Consider the following 25,405-nt stretch of genomic DNA (forward strand, 5'->3'; position numbering starts at 1 on the left):
CTCTTTATAATAGTAATTAAATCCGCTTTATACAAGCTAACTTTTTAACAATTAATGCTTATGTCTACGTTTTTTGCTTTTTTTAAGTTTTTCCGGTGTTACGTCGTTTCCCAACTCGTCAACAACCGTTAATCCGTGAAGATGTTTTTCAAAAGCGCTGCGAAACCTCTTTAGGTACTGTCCACGAAGCTCCTTTTGTTCAATTTTTTCTTTATCTGTTAAACCTTCTGTTTTCGCTTTCTTTGCCAGTTCATTTATGCGATTTAATTCCGATTTCAATTCTATTTTCAACTCCTCACATCTTGGAAAACTCCGCTTTATTTTAACATATGGAAAAAAGATTTTCCTTAATAACGAATACAACTCGAACTTATGTTTGTAGCGAAGGGCATTATCTGATATAATTTTAAATAACAGTATAATGAGCGAGGTGCAATGATGTTAAAATTATCTACAAGGCAGCAAGCGATTTTAGATTTTATAAAAGAAGAAGTAAATACAAAAGGATATCCCCCATCAGTTAGGGAAATTGGAGAAGCGGTAGGGCTTGCCTCAAGTTCAACAGTCCACGGCCATTTGGCAAGGCTTGAGAAGAAAGGCTTAATTAGACGCGATCCTACAAAGCCTAGAGCAATTGAAATTATTGACAGAAGAGACAAATTGCCAAAGGTTGAAAGCATTAATGTTCCAATCATCGGAAAAGTAACAGCCGGCCAACCAATTACAGCTGTCGAAAATGTAGAGGATTTCTTTCCTTTGCCTAAGCATTTCTCCAGCCATGATCCGATGTTTATACTTGTGGTAGATGGGGAAAGCATGATCGAAGCGGGCATTTATGATAAGGATTACGTTATCGTTAAACAGCAGGCTACAGCAGATAACGGTGATATTGTTGTTGCCATGACAGAGGAAAATGAAGCTACTGTGAAGCGTTTTTTCAAAGAAAAGAATTTTATCCGCCTCCAGCCGGAAAACTCTGCCATGAAGCCAATTATATTAAAAAATTGTACGATTTTAGGCAAAGTAATTGGTGTATTTCGTTCTCTCGCTTAACACACAAAAATTTAGCAATGTATAAAAAGACTGTTCAACATTTGGATGGTCTTTTTATATTCATCGGATGTATTTTATACAATACACAAACGTTTCGTGTGTTGTATTTCTGTCTTACCTTGTGTTGTTTTACGTTCAATGTTTTTGTTTATATAATGTGTTGTATAGTGTACAATTGATTTAATTGATTGGCAGGTGATTCTAGGATGGAAAATGTGCTAGGAACGTTTTTAGAAGCAGTAAGGAAAGAAAAGAATTTGTCCTTAAGAGAAGCTGCGAGCAAAAGTGGGCTTGGCCATTCTTATATTAGAGATTTAGAGCTAGGCATTAATCGAAAAACAGGAAAAAAAGTCATCCCTTCAATAAATTCCTTAAAAAAAATTGCGGATGCCTATGAGCTTAATATTTATGATCTTTTGGATAAAGCCGGGCTTATCGATTTAGAGGCGCTTAGAGAAACGAACGAGTCAACCCGTTCAAGTTTAGAAAAACAAAATAATCAATCTTCCCCCTCCCCTATCCCTCTTCTTTATGAGGTTAAACCTCATATTGAGCTGTTAAATGCAGCCAATATCGAAAAATATATTTATTACCCTTTTTCCGACGGGACACAGCCTGATTATGCACTTAAAATGAAAGGGGATTCAATGGCGAGGGCGGGTATAGACGATGGCGATATCATTTATATGCGTTCATTAGATCACCCTGAATATAACGGGCAAATTGCTGCTGTTAGCATAACAGGCAATGAGGAAGGGATGATAAAACGGATAACCTGGTCTTCTAACTTTCCGATGTTTAGTCTTGTTTCAGAAAATCCAAATTACAGGACGATCAATGTTCCTTTTAATAAGGCGGAAATTTGTGGCGTTTATTTCGGACATTTTAAACCCGAAAAATTATAATATATGAGATGAACCTAAGAATTTTAATCCACAAATATAGCTTTAATCATATATTTCATCCGCGTTTTTGTAACGAAGTTTTTCTGAATGTATGCCATCAACTTTGTTAAGGGGATTTTTCTCTTCCTTTCCTTTGTTATCATCATTTGTTTCTCTTTTTTCCTCATTTTGTATAGTTGATAGATGATTAACATCCTTTTTCAAAATGATCACCTCCTATGCCGTTGCTTTTAATTTGGCCAACACGCTTGCAAATTAATCATTTGTTAAAGAAAAAAGCGATAGACATGGAATAAAAGAATTTTAATCCACAGTCGTTCAGATATTCAAACTCAAAAGACTGCTTCTCACCATTCTTTAGTTTCCTTCATATAGCTAAAAAAAACAGCACTTTTTTTGCTAGTTCGGCATCAATTTTTTAAAGTTACGACAATCACCTCTGGAAAATTAAATATCCTAAACGGAAAGAGGCTGTTTCCCAACCCGCGGTTAACGACCATATGCGTTTCCCCTGCTGAATAAATACCTGACGTGTATTTAGGAAATAAACCTTGCCCTGGAGCGACTAGGCCTCCAACAAGAGGGATTCTTACCTGTCCTCCGTGGGCGTGCCCGCTGAAAACAACATTCATTTCTTTTTCAACATAAGCTTCCATTTGCTCAGGGCGATGCGACAGTAGAAGAGCGAATGTGCCCTCGGGAATCCCTGTAAACGCCTTTTCAATATTTGTCGATGTGATCGTTTTTTCATCTTCCAATTCACTTATTCTCATCAGCGGATCATCTATTCCACCTATCGCAATGGTGCTGTTTCCCTTTTTAATAAGTTGAACGTGATTTCTTAGAACGATGACTCCCCGCTCTTCAAGTATTTCTGTTATGTCCTCTACTTTATTTGCAGAGATTTCATGGTTGCCTGTCACATAATAAACTGGTGCAATTTCCAGTAATCCATCGATAAGGTGCAGACTGTTTTCGAGGCGATAACGATTTCTATCTACAAGATCACCAGTAAAAAAAATGAAATCCGGTTCAGCATTCCTCACTTTTTTTAATAATCGATTTTGCCTCTCGCCGAAAGCTGCATCATGCAAGTCGGATAAGTGCACGATCCGCATTCCATCAAAATCTTCCGGCAAATCTTTTAAATGAATTTCTTCTTTATTTATAGTGATGATGTTGTTGTTTGCATATAAAAATAGAGCGAAAAAAAGTATCAACCCTAGAGAAGTAAACATTCTGCGCATACGTTAAAATGGTCCTTTCACATTTCATTACATTTTCGCCCTCTGCAAAAAACTTGCTATCAATTCAATGTTCGGGTAATTCATTTCTTTTAATTGGTTAATCACTTTTTCTACATCAAAACCAACGCGAATCATTGAAGTTTGAAAACCATTCTTATTAACATCTATGATGGCATAGGACGACTTATTCATGCCGTCAAAAGGTAAGCCGACACTTCCTATATTTATCAGGCATTTGCCGTCTATGTACCTGATAAATGGTTTATGGATATGAGCATATATGTAAATGTCCGCTTCGTTGGCCATCAATTTCTCGCTTAATTCATCATCACTTTCGTTTGGTTGAACGACATCAAACAAGCTAGTAGGTGTTGCATGAAAAGCATGGATTTTTATATTTTCTGCATCGAATGATAATTTCTGTTGGAAGATTTCTTAAATATTCGAGGCTCCCTTCGCCTAATTGTGATAACGTCCACTCGCGTTCTTTCGCCATCATTTCCAATGCCTGATCTGGTACTTCTCCTTTCCTTATGCCACGGACAACCCATTCATCCGCATTCCCTTTTATGACATCACAGTTCAGGGATTGAATCAGATTAAGTGTACGCTTCGGTTCAGGACCGCGAAAACAAAGATCGCCAAGAACACAAACTTTATCAACGTTTCTTTCTGCTAGATCTTGTAATACGGCATCTAAAGCGACAGCATTGCCATGAATATCCGAAATAAATGCAATTCTCATAATGGTAACCCCATTTCTGATTTTCTTCCATTCTATCATTAATGCCTCCACATTCGGCAACTGTTCAATGAACTGAAGCCACTTTTTTTGCAGCAGGCAATCGTAATCGATCATCCGGGTAATTTCCGGCTGCAACGTCTGCCCACTTTGCAAATGGAGGAGAACTTTTGCTTTCGTGCTGTCCTGTTTTGAAACGGCCCTGCGGATTTCTTCTGCTTGCGACATGCACTGAATTTTCATTTCAATCAGTTCGGACATCATGATTTCGTAAATAGTATGGTGGGACGCCCGATTGGGATCATAGAATCGGTTTCCATCGCTGACTAAATACATAAGCCGGACCCTATATCCAAAATTTGAACATATCTTTTTCGATTTTCCCAAAAAATTTTTCAGAAAATCCCATCCAAAAGGGCTATGCAATTTTATTTTATGCGTTATAATCATATAGACTAGCTATGCCAGGAAAAGTTTGGAAAATATCTTTCTCTGAAAATATTTCCGAATATGTTCCAGAGGACCATGCTGGTGACAGTTGCTCATATCTTTTTTGGGGAGAGAACAAATGGGGAAAAATAGGAAATGGAAAGCTTTTTTAATCGTTTTCGTATTATGTATCAGTTGTTTGCATCCGTTTGCCGCAATGGCAGCGGAAGCGCCTAGCCAGGGGACGGCATTGAAAAAGGAACAAACTGTTAAAGGAACATTTGGAGAACTGGGTGAGGTCCATTGGTACCAAATCAATCCGGACGCAAACGAAATCAACCAAGATTCTCATATGAAGATCAAACTCACAGGAACATTTGAAGGGAATGTATCGGTTTATCCGGATCTGAACAGGGCAAAACAGGACGAAACCTTTGATGCATACAGAGGTTACATTACAAACGGCGAACCTGTTGAAGTCATGATGCCGCATGCCTGGAAGGGGCCCTATTACATAAAGGTGGAATATTTCGGCCATTCCGAGGAGGATCCGGAACAGCAGGATGCCACTTATGACATCACATATGAAGGCATCAAACTCCCGCCAACGGACTTGGGCTTGATCGGTGAGGCATGCCCTGTTGAAGTGAGTGCAGACAAACGGGCCCTCGGTTCGAAAATTTTGACACATCTGCGCCAAATCCGGGACAACGTATTGGCCAAAACGGAAAAAGGAAAAGAATTATCTTCCATGTATTACAAAGCCGCACCCTTCCTTGTTTCGAAATTGACCTTTGACAAAAAAGCCATCAACAAAGTATACGAAGATCTGGCCGCATTAAAAGATCTCTTTGGCGACGTTGCAGAAAACGGTGAAAACAGCAGCCACGTCATTACGAAGGAAGAACAGAAAGCCATCATCAGCCTTTATGAATTCGCCATCGGGCATGTACCCGATTCCAACCGAAAACAAATCGAAAAGATTGCCGAAAATATGGACATGAACAATCTTGCAGGCAAAAAGGTTTCTGCTATTTTAAAAGAAAACGGCCTGGTTGCAGCAACAGAAAGTAAAAACCGGGTGATTGTGAAATTCAAAAATGAAAAGGGATTCCAATCGTTCCAGAAAAAATCCTTTTCCCAATTGAAACAGCGTTCTTTGAAACCATTGGCCGAAAACGGGAAAACGGCTATCAAAAACTTGTATATTGCAGAGGTGGCCGCCAATACTGAAGCAGTGGCCGGCATACTGAAAAAATTGCCTGAAGTGGAATACGCGGAACCCGTGAAAACCTATCATAAAAATTCTACCGATATCCAGTATCCTCACCAATGGGGCTTGGAAAATACCGGCCAGGAATCGGGAAAACAACATGCAGATATCCGATTTGCAAAACTTCAACCGCTTTTGAAGCAAAAACAATCGAAGCAACCCGTGAAAATTGCTGTTGTGGATACTGGTGTCGATTATACACTGGCCGATTTTGAAGGAAAAATCGACATAGAACACGATTATGATTTTGTCAACCGGGATGGGGATGCCTACGATGATGAGGGCCATGGAACCCACGTTGCCGGCATTATTGCAGCGGCTGCCGACAATCATTATTCCATGACAGGCATTCATCCGAACGCCACCATTTTACCGGTGAAAGTATTGGATGCCACCGGAAGCGGGGAATCGGACAAAATTGCATTAGGGATTAAACATGCCGTCGACAAAGGGGCAAAAGTCATCAATCTGAGCCTGGGCGGGGCGACGAGCAGAGTGATTGAAGATGTATTAAAATATGCGGCTGAGAAAAATGTCACCGTGGTTGCAGCAAGCGGGAACGACGGTGGAGAATTCTTGAATTATCCGGCCGCCTCGAAATACACGATTGCGGTCGGTGCAACGTACAGGGGTGATGTCGTATGGGATGATTCCAATTATGGGGAAGGATTGAACGGAAAAAAATTGGACCTCGTAGCTCCGGGTGTTGAAATTCCGAGCCTGCTGCCAAACGGAAATGTCACATATTTAAGCGGAACATCCATGGCCGCTCCCCATGTTTCCGCGGTTGCCGGATTATTATGGTCGGCAAACCCATCTTTAAAACCGGATGAGATCAGGCATATCGTCAATTCGACAGCCGACGATATTTCCGTGGAAGAGCCCGAATACCCCGATTTCCCGGATGACGATTTTAGTGTCGGGGAACTGGAGGCGGGGTATGATCCAGCATCCGGCTGGGGCAGGCTGAATGCCTGGGGTGCCTTAAGTATGCTTGATTTGGGGCTTTCCGTACGTCCGTTGACGGATAATGACGAAAAAATCACAGGCAAAGCAGCAAAGGGAACACAGCTTGAACTCAAAAACGGCGAAACCTTGCTTGTGAAAGGGAAAGCGGATGACAAAGGCACATTCAGTTTCAAGATTCCGCCCCAAAAGGCAAAGGAAGTTCTTCGCTTAACAGCCAAAAAAGGAGCGGCCGAAACTTCGGTGCGTGTGGTCGTCCAGGATACGCCGCCACCGGCAACTCCGACAGTCAACCGTGTCACCGACCGGGATACAGCCGTAACGGGGAAAGCCCCGGCGGGAACCACCATTACCGTTAAAGCAAATAAGAAAACATTGGGAACAGCAAAGCCTAACGATAAAGGACAGTTTAAAGTCAACATTCCAAAACAAAAAGCTGGCACCGTTCTCCATGTAATGGCTACAAGCGTATCCAAAAAAACGAGCAAACCCGCCCTGGTTACGGTCATTGACATAACGCCGCCGGAAAAACCGAAGGTCCATAAAGTAAGTGACCGCGACACCTTCGTAACCGGATCAACGGAAGCAGGCGCAACCGTATACGTAAAACATAAAGAAAAAACAATCGGCGAGAAAAAAGCCGATCGCAAAGGAACATTCAAGATCAAAATCAAAAAACAAAAAGCCGGCACCGTATTGTACGTTACAGCAAAAGACCCCGCCGGGAACACAAGCAAAGCAACCAAAATAACCGTAAAGAAATATAAAAAATAAACTCCCGCATAGCGGCCGTCCTTTTCAGGACGGCCTTCTATTTTTAATAAGAAAATGGCCTAATTTGCCCCAAAATAAAAACCGCCAAAGCCAATAGCCTCAACGGTTTACCCTCTTTTAATAAAGTGTCATATACTGTTCCCTCTCCCACGGATGGACCTGGGTTCGAAACATTTCCCATTCAATTTCTTTCGCTTTAATAAAATGCTCGGATGCATGGTCTCCAAGCGTTGACATCATCAACTCATTGTTTTTCAATTCTCTAAGCGCTTCTTTTAACGTATCTGGAAGTGCAAAGATACCAACTTGATGAAGTTCATCATCATTCATTTCGTAAATGTTAAAATCTGTTGAAGCTGGAGGGATCAAGTGATTTTCAATTCCATCAAGACCTGAAGCCAGCAACAACGCCATCGCCAAATATGGGTTTGCGGACGGATCGACGCTTCGTACTTCAATTCTGGTGCTGATTCCCCGCGAGGAAGGCACACGGACGAGCGGACTGCGGTTTTTGACAGACCAAGCAATATAAGACGGGGCTTCGTAGCCTGGTACAAGGCGTTTATATGAATTGACTGTTGGATTCGTAACAGCGGTGAATGCTCTTGCGTTTTTCAAGATACCGGCAATGAATTGCCTAGCAACCTCGCTTAAACCAAGTTCCTCTTTTTCATCATAAAAAGCGTTTTTATCGTATTTAAACAACGACATATTTGCATGCATTCCAGAACCTGCCACCCCAAATAATGGCTTTGGCATAAAGGTTGCGTGCAATCCGTGTTTCCTGGCAATCGTTTTTACAACAAGCTTGAACGTCTGGATATTGTCGCATGTTGTGAGAGCATCGGCATATTTAAAATCAATTTCGTGTTGGCCGGGCGCATTTTCGTGGTGGGATGCTTCGATTTCAAATCCCATATCCTCCAATTCCAAAACAATATCACGCCTGCAATTTTCACCTAAATCGGTTGGGGCAAGATCGAAATAACCGCCTTTATCATTCACATCAAGGGTCGGTTCGCCATTCGCATCCATTTTAAAAAGAAAAAATTCAGGCTCGGGCCCAATGTTGAATTCAGTAAACCCTAACGATTCCATTCTTTTTAATGTTTTTTTGAGAATCCCCCTCGGATCTCCTTCAAAAGGTGTGCCATCTGTTTTATACACATCACAAATCAAACGGGCCACTTTGCCCTTTTCACTCGTCCACGGAAAAATAACCCACGTATCCAAATCAGGGTACAGATACATATCTGATTCTTCGACTCTAACAAAACCTTCAATGGAAGAACCGTCAAACATCATTTTATTATCTAACGCTTTATGAATCTGATCGCGCGGGATCTCTACATTTTTAATCGTTCCAAGCAAATCCGTAAACTGCAAGCGAATAAATTTAACATTTTCCTTTTCCATTAATTGCAAGATATTTTCCCTATTATATATCGATCCCATGTGTTTTTCATTTGCCTCCATTTTTTATTATCTTATATACTATTCACCTTTATAAAAAAACCTAAACGCCTTATTCATATTGTTCAACCCGTTCCTTGCGAAAAGACACGAACCCTCTCTGGGCCAAGAAATCAATTGCATGCAGGGTGGCAATTTTTACATGGCTATACGTTAACCCGCCTTGCACATAGGCAATGTATGGAGGGCGTATTGGGCCATCTGCTGATAATTCAATGCTTGAACCTTGAACAAATGCGCCTGCAGCCATAATGACGGCATCATCATAGCCAGGCATTTCGCTCGGGAAAGGGGTGGCGTGTGCGTTTATAGGAGAAGAATACTGGATTGCTTGGCAAAATGCAATCATTTCTTTTTCATTATTAAATTGGATAGATTGGACGAGATCACCCCTCTTTTCATCCCAACGCGGAGATGAAACATAGTGAAAATGTTCCATCATCGCACTCGTAAACACAGCGCCTTTTAATGCTTGCGCTACTGTATGAGGGGCGAGGAAAAAGCCTTGATACATCTCAGGCAAACTATAGAGAGTCGCACCAATCTCCGCCCCGACGCCTGGCGTTGTAAATCGATAAGAGCATTGTTCAACGAGCTCTTTTCTCCCGACAATATAACCGCCTGTTTTGACGATTCCGCCTCCGGGATTTTTGATAAGTGAACCCGCCATTAAATCAACGCCTACATGGCATGGTTCTTTTTCTTCTACAAATTCGCCGTAGCAGTTATCAACAAAAACGATAACATCTTTCTTTATTTCTTTAACAAAAGCTGTCATTTTTTCGATATCATCGATCGTAATAGGCGGCCTATCCGTATACCCTTTTGATCGTTGAATGCCAATGACTTTCGTTTTTTTATTGATGCTTGCTTTAATTCCTTCATAATCCATACGGCCGCTTTCTGTGAGCGGAACATCATTGTAGCTTATATTGAATTCTTTCAGGGACCCGTTGTTGCCACCTCGAATCCCAATGACTTCATGAAGTGTATCGTATGGTTCACCTGTAATATAAAGCAGCTCATCACCGGGTCTTAATACACCATATAGCGCGAGTGAAATAGCATGTGTTCCTGACATCATTTGAGGCCTAACCAATGCCGCTTCTGCACCAAATACTTGTGCATATACTCGTTCAAGCGTCTCTCTTCCGGAATCGTCGTAGCCGTATCCAGTTGACGGTGTAAAATGAAAGTCGCTCACTTGGTTGTTCCGAAATGCTTTAAGCACTCTAAATTGATTGTTTTCCGCCACCTCGTCAATTTGTTTATGTATCGTAGAAATTTGTTCTTCCATTTGATCTGCTATGCTTTTTAGCTGTTTGCCGAATTGCAATTCGTTGTACATGCTGCCTCCTTTTAAAGGTTGTTCAATGAGTCTGCAATGTCCTTAAACATGGACGCTATTCTTTCATTATTGAATTTACGATATTTTTAGGCGCGATTCCTTTAATAAAAAATGCCTGTTCGGCTTCCGTCCAAGATTTTTCGGCCATAAGCGTTTTCGATTCAAGTGTGGAAAGGAGCTTGCCTTCACTTGAAGAAACGCGAAGAGTATAAGGAACCATCTGTTCTTTCAGTTTTTCTCGAATCATTGAAACAAGCTTAGCAAGATCGTTCTCATTGTAAGCTGAAATTAAGATAAAATCTTCTTCCGATGTTGCAAAAAAATTATCCTTAAGTAAATCTTTTTTGTTGTAAACGACGATTCTTGGAATCCGATCGGCACCCAATTCTGTTAATAAATGATTCACTGTCCGCTCATGATCCAAATAGTTGTCATGTGAGGCATCCGTCACATGCAAAATAAGATCCGCTTCTGCGACTTCTTCAAGCGTTGATCGGAATGCTGCGACAAGAGCAGTTGGAAGATCTTGAATAAAACCAACCGTATCCGTTAACAAAACATCGAGCACTTGAAAGACTTCCATTTTTCTCGTTAACGGATCGAGTGTGGCGAATAATTTGTCTTCTTCATAAGAATCTCCCTTTGTCAGCCGATTAAAAAGGGTGGATTTTCCTGCATTCGTATAGCCAACAAGCGCTACTTGTATGACATCATTTTTTTTGCGGCGTTCTTTATAACGTGAACGATGCTGGGCAACTTTTTGAAGCTGCTGCTCTATCGCTTGAATTCTTCTGCGGATATGGCGGCGATCGGTTTCCAGCTGTGTTTCCCCCGGCCCCCTTGTCCCTATTCCACCGCCAAGCCTGGAAAGAACAATCCCTTTCCCTACAAGACGGGGAAGCGTATATTTTAATTGGGCCAATTCAACTTGAAGCTTTCCTTCCTTGGAGCGGGCGCGCGCAGCAAAAATATCTAAAATCAACTGTGTGCGGTCGATAATTTTTATTCCAAAAAAATCGGTTAAATTCCGCAATTGCCCTGAGGATAATTCATCATTGAAGATAATGAGATGGATGTCTTCCATTTCAATAAAAGCCTGTATCTCTTTTAATTTACCTTTTCCAATATAAAAAGCAGGGTGAACTCGTTCGCGCTTTTGGGTAAAAACGTGAACGACGCTGCCATTTGCTGTTTCCGTCAATGCTTCCAGCTCTTTCATTGACTCTTCAAATTGTGTGCTGTTCATTTGCGGAAGTTCACATCCTACAAGGACGGCTCTTTCCTTTTCTTCTTTTTCGATCAATCAGCAACCTTCTTTCACTTCTGTTTTCGTGTATTCATCATATCAAAATTATGCGTCGTCTTCTAGTTGTACATCTACCGCCAGCAATGTCATGAGTTGTTTTCGATCGAAATTTTCATCTTTTAACAGTCTGACTGCTTGCTTCCGAATCGACTTTTCAATTAAATTTCTAATATAGCGCGCGTTGCTGAATGTGCGAGAATTGGTTGCTCTATATCGTTCAAGATGATTCTTTATTTTCCATTCCGCTTCTTTTGACAATACGTAATCTCTTTCATGTGACATCCGTCTTGCAATTTCCATTAATTCATCATTCGTATAGTCTGGAAAAGAAACAACAAGAGGAAATCTAGATGGCATACCAGGATTCATTGACATAAAATAGTCCATCTCTTTCGGGTACCCGGCAAGAATTAAAATAATATCCTGATGGTTGTCTTCCATTGCTTTCACTAACGTATCAATCGCTTCTTTTCCGAAATCTTTTTCCCCGCCCCTTGCCAATGAGTAAGCTTCATCAATAAATAAGATCCCGCCATGGGCTTTCTTAACAAGATCCCGTGTTTTTTGTGCCGTGTGGCCGATATATTCACCGACGAGATCCGCCCGCTCCGCTTCAATTAAATGGCCTTTTGACAACACTTCCATCTCATAAAGCAGCTTCGCCAAAAATCGGGCAATCGTTGTTTTCCCTGTTCCGGGATTACCTTTAAATAGCATATGGAGCGCTTGCTTCTCCTGTTTCAAACCAATGTTTTTACGGCAGCGATTAATATAAATCCATGCATAAATTTCATTTATAAAACGTTTAATTTCTTCCATGCCGACAAGGGTATTTAATTCTTTTTGAATTTTTTCAAGAGGATAATGCTTCGTCAAATCCATGCCGTCGATCATTGATGAGTTGGTCTGATTTTTTCGTTGGTTTAAAACAATATTAATTTGCCCACTCGTTCTCTTAACTGTAGTGCTGCTCATGAAGCTTCACCTCACTTTTCTTTTTCCGTAATTAGTATACGAAAACGGAAAAAAAGTGTGACAAAAGCCCATTTCCAGAAATTAGAGATCAGAGGCCGGAAGCCAGATTAGTAAAGCTCTCTGTTGATTTTTGACTCATCAATTGTATTAAAGCTACCTCATTAAAAAATGCTCCCAGTTGGGAGCATTTTAGCTTTCGTCATCTGAAAATTTAACATTTTTGCTTGGGGCGAAGGTGGAGATGGCGTGTTTGTAAATAAGCTGCTGTTTGCCTTCAGATTCCAACATGACTGTAAAATTATCAAATCCTTTAATTAAGCCTTTTAGCTGGAACCCGTTTGTTAAATATACGGTGACGAAAGTATTTTCACGTCGTAGAGCATTTAAAAATTGGTCTTGAATATTGATCTGCTGCTTCATTCGTAGTCCTCCTCTTTTCACATTCCTGCTTACCTATTGGTTCTCTATTCGGTTTAACTTTCCTGCAACATATTCAATGATTTCATATTTTTTTTTGTTGGGGTGATCCGACATATCAAACCAGTCAATTTGCATTTTATTTTTGAACCAAGTGAATTGTCTTTTTGCATACTTTCTAGAATTTTGTTTTAGCAATTCAATGGCTTCATCTTTTGACAAGTCTCCGTCAAAATACTGAAAAAGCTCTTTATATCCGATTGCTTGGGCAGCTTGGGAATTTCGGATTCCTTTTTTATATAAATGATACGCCTCTTCAATCAGTCCTTTTTCAACCATATGATCGACGCGCCGGTTTATTCTTTCGTAAAGCTTTTCCCTATCCATTGTAAGTCCGATGAATATCGCATCATAGATGGCCAGACTCGTTTCTTTATTCGCTGTTATTGGTTCCCCGGTATTTTCTATCACTTCCAACGCCCGTATCACTCTTCTGCGGTTATTCGGATGGATTCTTTTATAGCTTTCGGGATCTTTTGTTTTCAGCTTTTCGTGAAGGGCTTCATTCCCATATTTGTCAGCGAATTCCTCCATCTCTTTTCGAAACATGTCATCTGAACCGATATCGGTAAATTGATAATCATGTGTAATCGCTTGAACATAAAGCCCTGTTCCGCCGACAAGTATTGGAAGACGGCCTTTCCTGCTTATCTCGGAAATGAAACGGCGTGCTTGCTCCTGAAATTCAGAAACTGAAAATGTCTCAGTAGGCTCCTTAATATCGATCATATGATGTGGAATTCCTTGCATCTCATCCTGCGTAATTTTCGCTGTCCCAATGTCAAGGCCGCGATAAATTTGCATCGAATCTCCGCTGATGATTTCGCCATCAAATCGTTTTGCCAACTCGATGCTGATTTCCGTTTTGCCAACAGCGGTTGGCCCGACGATAACGAGCAAACGCTCTCTCTTCAATTGCTTCACATCACTCTCTTAAACATTTTTTCCAATTCATATGTCGAGAAATGAATAAGAACTGGACGCCCGTGCGGGCATGTATAAGGATCGATACAGTTTCTGAGGGATTCCAGCAGTGCAACCATGTCTTCATTCCTCAGGAAGTGATTGGCTTTTATTGAGAGTTTACAAGACATCATAATCGCCGTGTCTTCACGGAGTTTTTTAAGATCTGGATTTTTCTCTTCCAAAATAAGTTCAACAATTTTTCGAATGGTGTTCTCTTCCTGGCCTTTCGGAAACCATTGCGGATGGGAACGGACGATAAACGTTGTATCTCCAAAGGATTCGAAAAAGATGCCAAACCGCTTGAACAAATCGAGTTTTTCATGAATTAATATGGCTTCCTGATGGCTAAATTCGAATGTAATCGGAACGAGCAGTTCTTGGCGTTCATCCGTCACTTCTCCCACTTTTTCCCGGAAAAATTCGTATTTGATCCTTTCTTGGGCAGCGTGTTGGTCAATCAAGTACAATCCAGTTTCATTTTGGGCGAGAATGTAAGTGCCATGCATTTGCCCGATCGGATAAAGCGGCGGGATTCGCTTTACATCGCTGCTCTTTCTTTGCGACTCGATTTCGTTGGCCATTGTTTCTTTTACTACTACATTTTCATCACTTTCCTCTTCTATTTCGTACTGGGGGAAAGGAATTTTCTCTGTTTTTTGTTGCTCGGATGGGCTGAATAGCTCTTCTTTCAAAAAATTTTTCAATTGCTGCTTCTCATGTGCCCTGAACTGGAAATCGAAGCTTCCTTGAACATCCTGTTTTGGTTTCGGTTTCGGCTGGACTGCTTCAGGAATCAAATCCTCCTGTTTAAAAGCCGACTTTATTGTTGTTCGAATCAATTCGTTTAATTCATTCTCTTTGCTTACCCTTGCTTCAAGCTTTGATGGGTGGACGTTCACATCGATAAGCGACGGATCCATTTTGATATGAATGATAACAATTGGAAAGCGGCCAATCGGAAGCAACGTATGGTAACCATCGATAATTGCATTGGAAATGGCATAATTTCGAATATATCTGCCATTGATAAAAATTGAGATCGCTTTTCGGTTCGATCTTGTCACTTCCGGCTTTGCCAGGAATCCCGAAATTTTGAAATCAAGGGATTCTTTTGCAAAAGGAACCATTTTCTTTGCAACAGATAACCCGTAGATTGAAGCAATCACTTGCAAAAGCTCGTTATTGCCGTTTGTTTTTAGCATTTCTTTCCCATTATGTAATAATTGAAAGGATATTTCCGGATGTGCCATCGCCAAACGATTCACAACATCGGATATATTACTTAATTCAGTATGGACCGTTTTTAAATATTTTAACCGTGCCGGCGTATTAAAAAATAATTTGCTGACGGTTATCTCTGTTCCTTTGCGGCTGTTCGCAAGCGATTTTTTTATAATGTCGCCCGCTTCCACTTCAATATGCGTTCCAGGCCCATCGCCTGTACAGGTTTTGACATCCGTTTTTGAAACTGATGCAATGCTAGGAAGCGCCTCGCCTCTAAATCCCAATGAACGAATGGCGAATAGATCACGTTCATGTTTAATTTTGCTCGTCGCATGGCGCTGGAAAGCACGTTCACAATCATCCTTGTCAATTCCGTCCCCGTTGTCTGTGATCCGAATCGATTGCAATCCACCGTCTTCCACTTCAATTTTAATAATCGTACTGTTTGCATCAATGGCATTCTCAACGAGTTCTTTTACAACCGATGCAGGCCGTTCCACTACTTCCCCTGCCGCAATCTGGTTGGATAATTGTTCGTTCAGAATGGCGATTTTATTCATTCGATCACCTCTTTCTTTTTGCTCTTTTTGCTTTTTCATGCAATTGGTAAAGGGCATTCATCGCGTCAATTGGTGTCATCGATAATAAGTCCAACGAAGCAACTTCATCAACAATTTTATTGTCTTCTTTCCGCTTTTCTGTTGCTTCTTCCAACGGAAAAAGAGAAAGCTGATTCGTTGCCGCAATGTTTTCATGGCTATGATTTTTGTCTTCAAGTTCTTTTAAAATTGTTTGCGCCCGTTTGATAAGGTTATCCGGCAGCTCAGCAAGCTGTGCAACATGGATGCCATAACTTTCATCAGCTGAGCCATCGAGCACTTTATGCAGGAAGACGACCCGGCCTTCTTCTTCAACTGCTTTCACATGAACATTTTTCAAGCGCGATAGTTCATTCTCAAGAACAGTTAATTCATGATAGTGGGTGGAAAATAATGTTTTTGCACCGATTTCATTATGGATATATTCGATAATCGCATGTGCCAATGCCATTCCGTCGTACGTAGAAGTTCCCCTTCCGATTTCATCTAGTAAAATTAAGCTGTCTTTTGTTGCATGTTCAATCGCATATTTTGTTTCTAGCATCTCAACCATGAATGTACTTTGTCCGCTGATTAAATCATCTGCTGCGCCAATTCTCGTAAACACTTGGTCAAAAATAGGCAAGCTCGCCTCTTCCGCAGGGACGAAGCAGCCGATTTGAGCCATAATAACCGTTAAAGCGAGCTGTCTCATATAGGTGCTTTTCCCTGACATATTCGGCCCAGTTATGAGGAGAATCTCACGCTCATCGTCCATGTAAATGTCATTTTCAACGTAATGGGCGTCATCAAGCACTTTCTCAACGACAGGATGCCGGCCGTTTTGAATGATTACTTTTTCATCATTGAACATGGGGCGAACGTAATGATTGTCATTGCTTACGAACGCAAAGCTTTGAAGCACATCAATTTCGCTTACTTTTTTGGCAAGAAGCTGCAAATCAGGAATATAGCCCTTTATTTCTTCCCTTAATTGAATAAAAAGATCATATTCCAAATCAATTAAACTTTCTTCAGCCTGCAAGATTTTCATTTCCATCTCTTTTAATTCAGGTGTAATAAACCGCTCCGCATTTGTCAATGTTTGCTTTCTTTCATAGCGGCCTTCAGGCAAGAGATGCAAATTTGCTTTCGTCACTTCAATGTAATAGCCAAAAACACGGTTAAAGCCAATTTTTAATGATTTGATGCCTGTTTCTTGTTTCTCTTTAAGCTCTAATTCTTTCAGCCAATCCTTTCCATTTATACTTATTTTTCGATACTCATCAAGTTTATCGTTGTATCCATCGCGAATGATTCCACCTTCTTTAATGGAAATGGGTGGATCATCCTGCAATGCCTTTTCCAATTTTGCTGTAAGCGGTTCGAACGGCGGAATTTCTGCAATTAATTCGTTCATGTAGTGGTTATCCAGTTCATGACATAAACGGATGAGTTCTGGAATTTGGGCGAGTGATTTTTTTAGCTGGACAAGCTCCCTCGCATTTACGTTCCCGAAAGAAATTTTTCCTGCCAGCCTTTCTAAATCATAGATTCCCTTTAACAACTGGCGAATCTCTTCACGCTGGAAAAAATGCTCCACAAGGCTATGAACCATTTCTTGGCGCTTTTCAATTTGGCCACGGTCAATTAAAGGGCGCTCAATCCATCTAACTAATTGGCGGCTGCCCATCGACGTGACAGTTTCATCTAAAAGCCATGCAAGCGAGCCTTTTTTTCCTTGCTTTCGAATCGTAGTCACAAGCTCCAAGTTTCGTTTTGAAAAAAAATCGATTTTCATATATTCATTTTGTTTTACGATTTCAACTGGCTGTAGGTGATCAAGTGATCTTTTCTGTGTGCGCAGCAAATAGTTTAAGAGTCGGCCAAAGGTATGTAAATATTTTTCCTCACGAAGCCCTTCAATAATTGGCTGAAAGTTTTCAGAAATATTTATTTCATCTTCATACGATACGGCTATGTTCAACCGTTTTACTAATTCATTTTTATCGTCATTTGAGAGCGTTGTCGGAAGAATAATCTCTTTTATCCTCATCGCTGATACCTCATGGATTAACGCGTCAATGCCGCCTGAAACGCTCGTCACATAATTTTCCCCTGTGGACAAGTCGCTTGTCGCAAGTCCATACGTCTCATCATGGCAAGGGGTAATCGCAGAGATAAAATTATTTTGTTTCTCATCAATCATTGATTGGCTCATCACTGTCCCCGGTGTGATGACTTGAACAACTTCTCTCCGGACAACCCCTTTCGCTTGCTTTGGATCTTCCATTTGTTCACATATCGCTATTTTATACCCTTTTTCAATTAATTGGGCAATATACACTTCTGCGGAATGATACGGAACGCCACACATCGGAATCGGTTGTTCTGAGCCGCCTTCCCGTTTTGTTAGTGTAATTTCCAATTCTTTGGCCGCCTTTACCGCATCTTCAAAAAAAAGTTCGTAAAAGTCGCCAAGACGAAAAAATAAAAAGGCATCTTTATATTGTGCCTTTATTTGTAAGTATTGTTGGATCATTGGGGTGTATTCGGCCATTGTCTTACCCACCTTATTTCACGTTCTAGTCCATATTCAATCTGTTTTTATTATAACATATCGGTCTTTTTTCTCTAAAAGAATGACCTTGGTGATAAATGAACATTAGCGGGGACGATTTTGCCTGTAGAGAACCTTTTTTTCGCGAGGAAGGCGACGACTTGCTCTGGCATCTTAGCTGCCTTGCACCGAGGAAGCCTACACCAGAGCATAAGCTGGTCAAACGCAGGTGCAAAACTTTGCATCCGTTTGTAATTACATCCTTGCCGCTTCTCGGAAGGTCAATCGTGCCCGTGGGGCTGCAAACAGTACCGTTGAACAGAGCCAAAGAATAAAAAAAGAAGAGAATTTCTTCTCCTCTCGTGTATTATTCATCAAGTTCCCCGAGTAAGAATTCAGCATCCAAGTCTTCAAATTCTTCATCATCGAGATCATAATCTGTGTGGTCATCATCATCAAATTCTTCAACGATCCCATCAGGGTTAACAGCGACAACCAATTTTGTTTCAGATAAAATTTCTCCAACAAATTCTCTTTCCACTTGAACGAGAATTTTGTGGCCATTAGGCGCAATGGTTGCTTCCAAGCAGTTTGGCTGTTGTATGGCTCTTACGACAACATCGTATTCATCACTTACCGTATTTTCATCATGGATTTTAAGAGGGATAATATCTTTATATTTTACTGTATCAGTGACAACTTCTGTTTTCGTATTTTTGTTGTAGGAACACCATAAGTTTATATCATAAGAGCCTTCAACTTCAACATGTTCTCCGTCCTTTTTTGCTTTATAATCATGGTTTATGATCCAGCAGCCTAAAATGCTTGTTGGTTTATGTGTTGGATTTACTGTATGGGTTGCTTTTGAATATTTGCGGCCTTTTCCGCAAACGGCTTTGGCAATGATCTCTCTATAATTGTCAGCCATTAATCATACCTCCTCTTCTTTTCTTCACTGACATCCTATGCAAGGCATATGACCTGTGTTACATCGCAAGAAAAACGCTTACGCGTTCTTCTTAAGAAGCCAGAAGCCGGAGGCCGGACTAGTTGAAATCGGCGAAAAAGGCCGATTTCATCCATTTATTTGCCAAAGACGAGGAGCATGAGGCGGGATTGATTTTCACGAAAAAAAGACACTGAAAAGTGCCTTTTTCTGTTAGTTGTTCGAATTTGTTATTTTGTTTGTGACGGTGTCTGAAATCGTAGATGCAATCATTTGCAGTAGATCATTTACTTCGGTTTGAGATTGTTTAAATTCCTTTACTAAAGGAATTTCATCCACTTCATTCATCAAACGGTCAATTTTTTCTTCTACCTGCTTGAGGGCTTCATGTTTGCGGTAGTGCTGCAGATTGACCGCTTCTTTTTGATGTTTTTTAATTTCGGCAATCAAGCCCTGAACCTTCTCATGCCCGTTAATTTTTTCTTCCGCTTTTTTATAAAAGCTCACTTCTTCTGTGTTTGAAATCATATCCGCCAATTCGAGCGCTTTTTCAATGATTTGTTCCTTCGTATACGTCATGAGCTTTTCACCTCGTACATTTCTTCCAATTCCCCGTCCAATGTCCATGTTTTTGCAGTTGTAATCCGTACATTGACAAGCTGTCCGATTAATGATTTCGGCCCTTGGAAATGGACCACTTTATTTCCTCTCGTATAGCCTGTTAACACGTCTTTATTTTTTTTGCTTTCCCCTTGCACAAGCACCTCTACGACTTCCCCGACATAGTTTCGGTTCTTTTCCAGCGCCGTTTCATTAACAACCGCGTTCAAGCGCTGCAAACGTTCCTTCTTCACTGACATTGGGACATCGTCCTTCATTCTGGCTGCCGGCGTACCTTCGCGCGGAGAGTAAATAAATGTATATGCGCTGTCATAGCCGACTTCGCGGTAAAGGGAAAGTGTTTCTTCAAATTGCTCTTCCGTTTCATTCGGGAAACCGACGATAATATCTGTTGTTAAAACAACGTTCGGAATGGCCGCTTTAATTTTACGGACAAGCTCTAAATATTGTTCACGGGTATAGGCGCGTCCCATTAATTTCAGTATATCAGAATTGCCGTGCTGAACAGGCAAGTGGATATGCTCCACAAGGTTTCCGCCTTTTGCGAGCACTTCGATAAGATGATCGTCAAAGTCGCGAGGATGGCTCGTCGTAAAGCGAATTCGCGGAATCCCGATTTTGCGGATTTCATCCATTAAATGGCCTAGCCCATATTCGAAGTCAAAATCTTTCCCGTATGCATTTACATTTTGACCTAATAATGTCACTTCCTGATAACCGTGCCGTGCGAGCTGGCGCACTTCTTCAATGATGTCTTCAGGCAAGCGGCTTCGCTCTTTCCCTCTTGTGTAAGGAACAATGCAATACGTACAGAATTTGTCACAGCCGTACATAATGTTAACCCAGCCTGAAATATTGCCTTTGCGTACGCGGGGCAAATTCTCAATAATGTCGCCTTCTTTAGACCAAACTTCCACAACCATTTCTTTGCTAAATAAAGCTTCTTTTAAAAGCGTTGGCAAACGGTGGATATTGTGCGTGCCGAAAATCAAATCAACTTGGGGATGCTTCTGTAAAATTCGATTCACGACAGATTCTTCCTGTGACATGCAACCGCAAACACCTAGAATAAGCTCCGGCTTTTCTCTTTTAAGCGCTTTAAGGTGTCCAATTTCGCCAAATACTTTATTTTCTGCGTTTTCACGGATGGCGCACGTATTAAGCAAAATGACATCGGCTTCTTCATCTACCGTAGTAGCTTCATAGCCAAGGTTTTCCAATATGCCTGCCATCACTTCCGTATCATGCTCATTCATTTGGCAGCCGTATGTTCGAATGAGATATTTACGATCGGCTCCGATATTTTTTACATCTTCAGGAATCTCGAAATCATAATGTACATTGACTTCTTCTTTGCCGCGCCGTCTCGCGTCTCTTAATGATGGCGGCTGATAAGTCGTTTCAAAATATTTCGCATAATCCTTTTCGGATTTTAAGTCCGAAGAATTATTTGCACTAACTTTATTTGTCATTTTTTTCTCCTCCTTTTTCTAAACAAAACTCTGATTTTCCTAGTAAATTGCTTTTCTTTTCATTTAATCAACCATAACATTATAACAAATGTTGCATAAAAAGAAAAAAGCTCTCTATCCCATTACGAATAGGAGCAGAAAGAACTATATGAATTCAGCCATTAACTCTTTAAATTTGTTTTCCTCTAACTCTAGTTCAGAATGGGCCAAAGATGATTCACTGTACCCTGAAACGAGCTCTTGATAAGATTTTTTCTGTTGATCCTGGTAAATTAATCCTTTGACAAGACCGTTATTTTCCATCAACGTTTTCATCGCCATGATGCGATTTTCCGTGTCATAGCCTTCGATATCGTTTAAATCGACGAGATTTTCTCTAAACCAGTCGTATGTGTTTATTTTGTTATATGTGACACAAGGGCTAAAAACGTTTATGAGTGAAAAACCTTTATGTTGAATCCCTTGTTCGATGAGGGAAGTTAATTCTTTTACATCGCTTGAAAAGCTTTGGGCGACAAAGGTAGCTCCAGCAGTTAAAGCCATTTCCATAACGGACAGCGTAGATTCAACCGAGCCTTCCGGCGTGCTTTTCGTTTTGAATCCGACATCACTACGGGGAGACGTTTGGCCTTTCGTTAATCCGTAGATTTGGTTATCCATGATGATATACGTAATATCGATGTTTCGGCGAATCGCATGGATCGTATGCCCCATTCCAATCGCAAATCCATCGCCATCTCCACCAGTAGCGATAACAGTTAAATCCCGGTTGCCCATTTTCACCCCTTGGGCGATTGGAAGCACTCGGCCATGGACACCATGAAAACCGTAAGAATTGATATAGCCTGATATTCTGCCTGAACAGCCGATTCCAGATATGACCGTTAAATCATCAGGTTCTAAACCGATACCGGCCGCAGCGCGCTGAATCGCAGCTTGAACAGAAAAATCCCCACAGCCTGGACACCAATTCGGTTTTACTTTATTTCTAAAATCTTTGAAGGTTGCCAACTAGAAACAACTCCTTAACTTTCGTGTAGACATCATTTGGCAAAAATGGATTTCCATCATATTTTAACACGCTTTGAATTTTTTCTGCTGCGCCGATATTCATTTTAATCAAATTCGCCAGTTGGCCTGTTGCGTTATTTTCAACGACGACAATTTTTTTCGCTTGATCAATGATTGGTTTCAATTCGTTTGCCGGAAAAGGATGCAGAAGTCGGATATGCGCATGGTTTGCTTTTATTCCATCTTCCTGAAGACGATCCATTGCTTCTTCAATCGCACCCCTCGTAGAATTAAACCCAATTAAAAGGACATCAGCCTCATCATGAAGAAGCGTAAAATGAACAGGCTTATCAAAACGTTCAACGATATTGTTCAATTTACGCAAACGTTTCTCCATTTGAAGCTTCCGGTTTGACGCAGCTTCCGAAGGCTTTCCAGTTTCATCATGTTCGACACCGGTAACGTGGTGTATTCCATTTTTTGTGCCTGGGAGCACTCGCGGTGAAATGCCATCTTCGGTAAGTTCATAGCGTTTAAAGTAATCTTTGTTTTCCAGTTCTGGAAGCTGTTCATCCTTTATAAGCTTGCCGCGTTGGATGTTGATTTTATTGTATTCAAACGGCTCTACCGTTTGTTTTCCGAGCGAAAGCTGCAGATCAGACAATAAAATAACAGGGCATTGGTATTCTTCCGCTAGATTAAATGCTTGAATCGCATCATAAAATGCTTCTTCTGCAGTGCTTGGCGCCATAACAATTTTTGGTATTTCGCCATGGGTCCCGTAAATCATTTGCATTAAGTCAGACTGCTCTTGTTTCGTAGGAAGCCCTGTGCTGGGTCCGCCTCTCTGGGTATCGACAATAACGAGGGGAGTTTCCGTCATGCCCGATAGCCCAATGGCTTCCATCATTAATGACAATCCCGGGCCGGCTGAAGCGGTAAAGGAGCGCGTTCCGGCATAGTTCGCGCCAATTGCCATTGTAACAGCGGCAATTTCGTCTTCCGTTTGAATGACCGTACCGCCTACTTCCGGTAGTTTTTTGATCAAGAATTCCATAATCTCAGAAGCAGGCGTAATCGGATAAGCGGCCATAAAACGGGAGCCTGCAGCAAGCGCCCCGAGCGCAATCGCATCGTTCCCGATCATGAACATGCGCCGTTTGCCGTCTGCTTTTGCAAGTTCAAAGTTTTCCATTTGGCCGCCGGCTTGTTTATTGAAAAATTCGTAGCCCGCACGTATGGCATCCATATTTTTTTCAACGATTTGCAGGCCTTTTTTCATAAAGATTTCTTCGACGACTTCTTTGTAAATCGTAATGTCCAAACCTAGAACAGCGCTGGAAGCACCGATTGCCACCATGTTTTTCATTAAAGAAGTTCCTAGCTCTGCTGCGATTTCTGTAAACGGAACAGAAAATAATTGAGCAGCAATGCCTTCCGGCTTCCTTGGTTTGAATTTCGCGTCGGCAATAATCACGCCATTGCCGTTTAACTCATGGGCGTTCACGTCAATCGTTTCTTGATCAAAAGCAATCAATAAATCCAAATCATCTGAAATTGAACGGACTTCTGACGTGCTTACACGGATTTTATTGTTTGTATGGCCGCCTTTAATCCGTGATGAAAAATGGCGGTAACTATATAAATAATAGCCCATTCGATTTAATGCAATCGCAAAAATTTCTCCTGTGCTATCAATTCCTTCTCCTTGCTGTCCCCCAACTTTCCATGAAAGTTGATTTTTCATTCTATTTTCCACCTCTCAAAAAATCCTTAAAGGGCTACGCATTCAACTAAATATCACATAGATTTACTAGGATTACTTTATTAAAGAAAGATCGACTTAGTCGACTCTATAATACGCCCTAATATCGAATCTTGCAACCCTAAAATGTAGCTGGTTTTCTGATTCTTTAAGGATTTTTTCTGGCATCCTTCGGAAAATTAAAAAGGGATCCGATTCAAAAAATGGTTATACAAAAATCCTTTTACAATATGTTCTGGATATCGTTTAAGGAGTTCATTGATTAGCAACGGATACTTAGAATAGTTTGTAAGTTGTGCGGGCGTTGTGTCTATCCCATCAAAGTCCGAACCGAAACCTATATGCCGATATCCCCCTAGCGAGCAGATGTGATCGATATGTTTTAATATGTCGCCTATCGTTGCTTCTCCACTTTCTTTTAGAAACTCTGGAACGAAAGTAATTCCGATAACGCCATCCTTTTTTATCAATGAAAGAATTTGAGCATCGGTTAAGTTTCGTCGATGATTCGTAATGGTTTTAGCATTGGAATGCGATGCAATAGGATAGTCAGACAATTCAATCACATCCCAAAACGCCTTTTCCGATAAATGGGAAACATCGGTCCAAACATGGCATTGATTATTAAGTTTCACGACTTTTTTTCCAAAGGAGGTTAGACCTGCCCCTCTTTCTTCTAATATTCCATCAGCGGCCGCATTTGCCTCATTCCACGTTAAGCCAACCGAACGGACACCTAAGCGAAATAGTGTTTTTAATCTTATTAAGTCGCTCCCAATTGCCTCACATCCTTCAAGCGTTAAAATAGCGCCCACTTCGTTATCTTGTAAATTTAACGCATCATTTTTTGTAGTGATCAATCGAATGTCAGGGAATGTCAAAATTTTATCATAGAAGATGTTGATCATTTCGAGGGCGGCTTGAAAACGAAGGCTTTCATGGATACGAGGAGGGATGTAGATGGCGAAGCATTGAATATTCGTCGAAGCAGCTTTTTTTAAGGAGACATAATCCGTATGCAATTTATTGTCGCTGTAAAAATCGATCGAGGGATCAGACCACATTTTATACAGAACATCACAATGGGCATCAAAAATTCTCAATACTTATCAACCCTTTTCCAAACAATTTACCTTAAAAGCCGGAATTCCCAGCGGCTCTCACTAGGCAAAACCCTAAACTAATTTATATTTCGTTGTCTGGCTTTGCAAACGAAAATCTGTGATCAAATCAAAACCACCCGTGTGAACGGGTGGTTTGCTCTACGGCTGAAAGCCTTTGTTACTGGCCAGCC

At 41.0% G+C, this 25,405-nt stretch carries 20 protein-coding genes and 1 pseudogene; 3 read left to right on the top strand and 18 right to left on the bottom strand.

Features of this window, described 5'->3' with window-relative positions:
• Positions 1-51: 51 nt before the first annotated feature.
• Positions 52-279: a DUF896 domain-containing protein gene (locus DCC39_RS02250; protein WP_407071825.1), complete on the bottom strand. Its 228-nt coding sequence runs from the start codon at positions 277-279 to the stop codon at positions 52-54.
• A 159-nt stretch (positions 280-438) separates the two neighbouring features.
• Between DCC39_RS02250 and lexA the strand changes: the two genes are divergently transcribed.
• The gene (lexA, locus tag DCC39_RS02255; protein ID WP_116553247.1) at positions 439-1,053 is read left to right on the top strand and encodes a transcriptional repressor LexA; all 615 of its coding nucleotides are present in this window, start codon (positions 439-441) and stop codon (positions 1,051-1,053) included.
• A 206-nt stretch (positions 1,054-1,259) separates the two neighbouring features.
• Positions 1,260-1,958: a helix-turn-helix domain-containing protein gene (locus DCC39_RS02260; RefSeq protein ID WP_116553248.1), complete on the top strand. Its 699-nt coding sequence runs from the start codon at positions 1,260-1,262 to the stop codon at positions 1,956-1,958.
• Positions 1,959-2,000: 42 nt separating this feature from the next.
• Here DCC39_RS02260 and DCC39_RS19035 read toward each other — a convergent pair whose 3' ends face one another.
• The 3 genes and pseudogenes from DCC39_RS19035 to DCC39_RS02270 all read right to left on the bottom strand — a co-directional run bounded on the left by DCC39_RS19035 (position 2,001) and on the right by DCC39_RS02270 (position 3,950).
• Positions 2,001-2,162, bottom strand: coding sequence for a hypothetical protein (locus DCC39_RS19035; RefSeq protein WP_165820759.1), 162 nt, complete (start codon positions 2,160-2,162; stop codon positions 2,001-2,003).
• A gap of 206 nt (positions 2,163-2,368) precedes the next feature.
• Positions 2,369-3,205 (bottom strand): metallophosphoesterase, encoded by an 837-nt coding sequence (locus DCC39_RS02265; RefSeq protein ID WP_338066528.1) that lies wholly within the window; start codon positions 3,203-3,205, stop codon positions 2,369-2,371.
• A gap of 27 nt (positions 3,206-3,232) precedes the next feature.
• A pseudogene (locus DCC39_RS02270) lies at positions 3,233-3,950 on the bottom strand (metallophosphoesterase family protein).
• 565 nt (positions 3,951-4,515) lie between these two features.
• Here DCC39_RS02270 and DCC39_RS02275 point away from each other — a divergent pair.
• On the top strand, positions 4,516-7,389 hold the full coding sequence (locus tag DCC39_RS02275) for a S8 family peptidase (RefSeq protein ID WP_116553249.1): 2,874 nt from the start codon (positions 4,516-4,518) through the stop codon (positions 7,387-7,389).
• A gap of 117 nt (positions 7,390-7,506) precedes the next feature.
• Here the strand turns inward: DCC39_RS02275 and glnA are convergent, their stop codons facing one another.
• The 14 genes from glnA to DCC39_RS02345 form a co-directional block, all read right to left on the bottom strand.
• Positions 7,507-8,844: a type I glutamate--ammonia ligase gene (glnA, locus tag DCC39_RS02280; protein ID WP_116553279.1), complete on the bottom strand. Its 1,338-nt coding sequence runs from the start codon at positions 8,842-8,844 to the stop codon at positions 7,507-7,509.
• 70 nt (positions 8,845-8,914) lie between these two features.
• Entirely contained in the window at positions 8,915-10,210 is a 1,296-nt protein-coding gene (locus tag DCC39_RS02285; RefSeq protein WP_116553250.1) for a methionine gamma-lyase family protein, read from the bottom strand.
• A gap of 55 nt (positions 10,211-10,265) precedes the next feature.
• Positions 10,266-11,513, bottom strand: a complete 1,248-nt coding sequence (gene hflX / locus DCC39_RS02290) for a GTPase HflX (protein ID WP_116553251.1) — start codon at positions 11,511-11,513, stop codon at positions 10,266-10,268.
• Positions 11,514-11,561: 48 nt separating this feature from the next.
• Positions 11,562-12,491 (bottom strand): stage V sporulation protein K, encoded by a 930-nt coding sequence (gene spoVK / locus DCC39_RS02295; RefSeq protein WP_116553252.1) that lies wholly within the window; start codon positions 12,489-12,491, stop codon positions 11,562-11,564.
• Between the two features lie 189 nt (positions 12,492-12,680).
• On the bottom strand, positions 12,681-12,911 hold the full coding sequence (hfq, locus tag DCC39_RS02300) for an RNA chaperone Hfq (protein ID WP_116553253.1): 231 nt from the start codon (positions 12,909-12,911) through the stop codon (positions 12,681-12,683).
• A gap of 33 nt (positions 12,912-12,944) precedes the next feature.
• Positions 12,945-13,892, bottom strand: a complete 948-nt coding sequence (gene miaA / locus DCC39_RS02305; protein ID WP_116553254.1) for a tRNA (adenosine(37)-N6)-dimethylallyltransferase MiaA — start codon at positions 13,890-13,892, stop codon at positions 12,945-12,947.
• Positions 13,889-15,718, bottom strand: coding sequence for a DNA mismatch repair endonuclease MutL (mutL, locus tag DCC39_RS02310; protein WP_116553255.1), 1,830 nt, complete (start codon positions 15,716-15,718; stop codon positions 13,889-13,891). The genes miaA and mutL overlap by 4 nt, the downstream gene beginning before the upstream one ends.
• Before the next feature lie 4 nt (positions 15,719-15,722).
• Positions 15,723-18,296, bottom strand: a complete 2,574-nt coding sequence (gene mutS, locus DCC39_RS02315; protein WP_116553256.1) for a DNA mismatch repair protein MutS — start codon at positions 18,294-18,296, stop codon at positions 15,723-15,725.
• Positions 18,297-18,663: 367 nt separating this feature from the next.
• A complete protein-coding gene (locus DCC39_RS02320; protein ID WP_116553257.1) occupies positions 18,664-19,224 on the bottom strand; it encodes an outer spore coat protein CotE in 561 nt (186 codons plus the stop codon).
• A gap of 231 nt (positions 19,225-19,455) precedes the next feature.
• On the bottom strand, positions 19,456-19,821 hold the full coding sequence (locus DCC39_RS02325; RefSeq protein WP_116553258.1) for a RicAFT regulatory complex protein RicA family protein: 366 nt from the start codon (positions 19,819-19,821) through the stop codon (positions 19,456-19,458).
• Complete coding sequence (miaB, locus tag DCC39_RS02330) at positions 19,818-21,335, bottom strand: tRNA (N6-isopentenyl adenosine(37)-C2)-methylthiotransferase MiaB (RefSeq protein WP_116553259.1); 1,518 nt, start codon at positions 21,333-21,335, stop codon at positions 19,818-19,820. Before miaB ends, DCC39_RS02325 begins: the two co-directional genes overlap by 4 nt.
• A 144-nt stretch (positions 21,336-21,479) precedes the next feature.
• A complete protein-coding gene (locus DCC39_RS02335; RefSeq protein ID WP_116553260.1) occupies positions 21,480-22,346 on the bottom strand; it encodes a 2-oxoacid:ferredoxin oxidoreductase subunit beta in 867 nt (288 codons plus the stop codon).
• Complete coding sequence (locus DCC39_RS02340) at positions 22,324-24,093, bottom strand: 2-oxoacid:acceptor oxidoreductase subunit alpha (protein WP_116553261.1); 1,770 nt, start codon at positions 24,091-24,093, stop codon at positions 22,324-22,326. Before DCC39_RS02340 ends, DCC39_RS02335 begins: the two co-directional genes overlap by 23 nt.
• Positions 24,094-24,290: 197 nt before the next feature.
• Entirely contained in the window at positions 24,291-25,214 is a 924-nt protein-coding gene (locus DCC39_RS02345) for a dipeptidase (RefSeq protein ID WP_240613493.1), read from the bottom strand.
• Positions 25,215-25,405: the final 191 nt, after the last annotated feature.

Source organism: Pueribacillus theae (genome assembly GCF_003097615.1).
GTDB classification, from domain to species: domain Bacteria; phylum Bacillota; class Bacilli; order Bacillales; family UBA6769; genus Pueribacillus; species Pueribacillus theae.

Excerpts from the sequence above, each read along its gene's own strand:
- lexA (WP_116553247.1), top strand. The coding sequence starts at position 439 with ATGTTAAAATTATCTACAAGGCAGCAAGCGATTTTAGATTTTATAAAA.
- DCC39_RS02260 (WP_116553248.1), top strand. The coding sequence starts at position 1,260 with ATGGAAAATGTGCTAGGAACGTTTTTAGAAGCAGTAAGGAAAGAAAAG.
- DCC39_RS02265 (WP_338066528.1), bottom strand. The coding sequence starts at position 3,205 with ATGCGCAGAATGTTTACTTCTCTAGGGTTGATACTTTTTTTCGCTCTA.
- DCC39_RS02275 (WP_116553249.1), top strand. The coding sequence starts at position 4,516 with ATGGGGAAAAATAGGAAATGGAAAGCTTTTTTAATCGTTTTCGTATTA.
- glnA (WP_116553279.1), bottom strand. The coding sequence starts at position 8,844 with ATGGGATCGATATATAATAGGGAAAATATCTTGCAATTAATGGAAAAG.
- DCC39_RS02285 (WP_116553250.1), bottom strand. The coding sequence starts at position 10,210 with ATGTACAACGAATTGCAATTCGGCAAACAGCTAAAAAGCATAGCAGAT.
- spoVK (WP_116553252.1), bottom strand. The coding sequence starts at position 12,491 with ATGAGCAGCACTACAGTTAAGAGAACGAGTGGGCAAATTAATATTGTT.
- hfq (WP_116553253.1), bottom strand. The coding sequence starts at position 12,911 with ATGAAGCAGCAGATCAATATTCAAGACCAATTTTTAAATGCTCTACGA.
- mutL (WP_116553255.1), bottom strand. The coding sequence starts at position 15,718 with ATGAATAAAATCGCCATTCTGAACGAACAATTATCCAACCAGATTGCG.
- mutS (WP_116553256.1), bottom strand. The coding sequence starts at position 18,296 with ATGGCCGAATACACCCCAATGATCCAACAATACTTACAAATAAAGGCA.
- DCC39_RS02320 (WP_116553257.1), bottom strand. The coding sequence starts at position 19,224 with ATGGCTGACAATTATAGAGAGATCATTGCCAAAGCCGTTTGCGGAAAA.
- DCC39_RS02325 (WP_116553258.1), bottom strand. The coding sequence starts at position 19,821 with ATGACGTATACGAAGGAACAAATCATTGAAAAAGCGCTCGAATTGGCG.
- miaB (WP_116553259.1), bottom strand. The coding sequence starts at position 21,335 with ATGACAAATAAAGTTAGTGCAAATAATTCTTCGGACTTAAAATCCGAA.
- DCC39_RS02340 (WP_116553261.1), bottom strand. The coding sequence starts at position 24,093 with ATGAAAAATCAACTTTCATGGAAAGTTGGGGGACAGCAAGGAGAAGGA.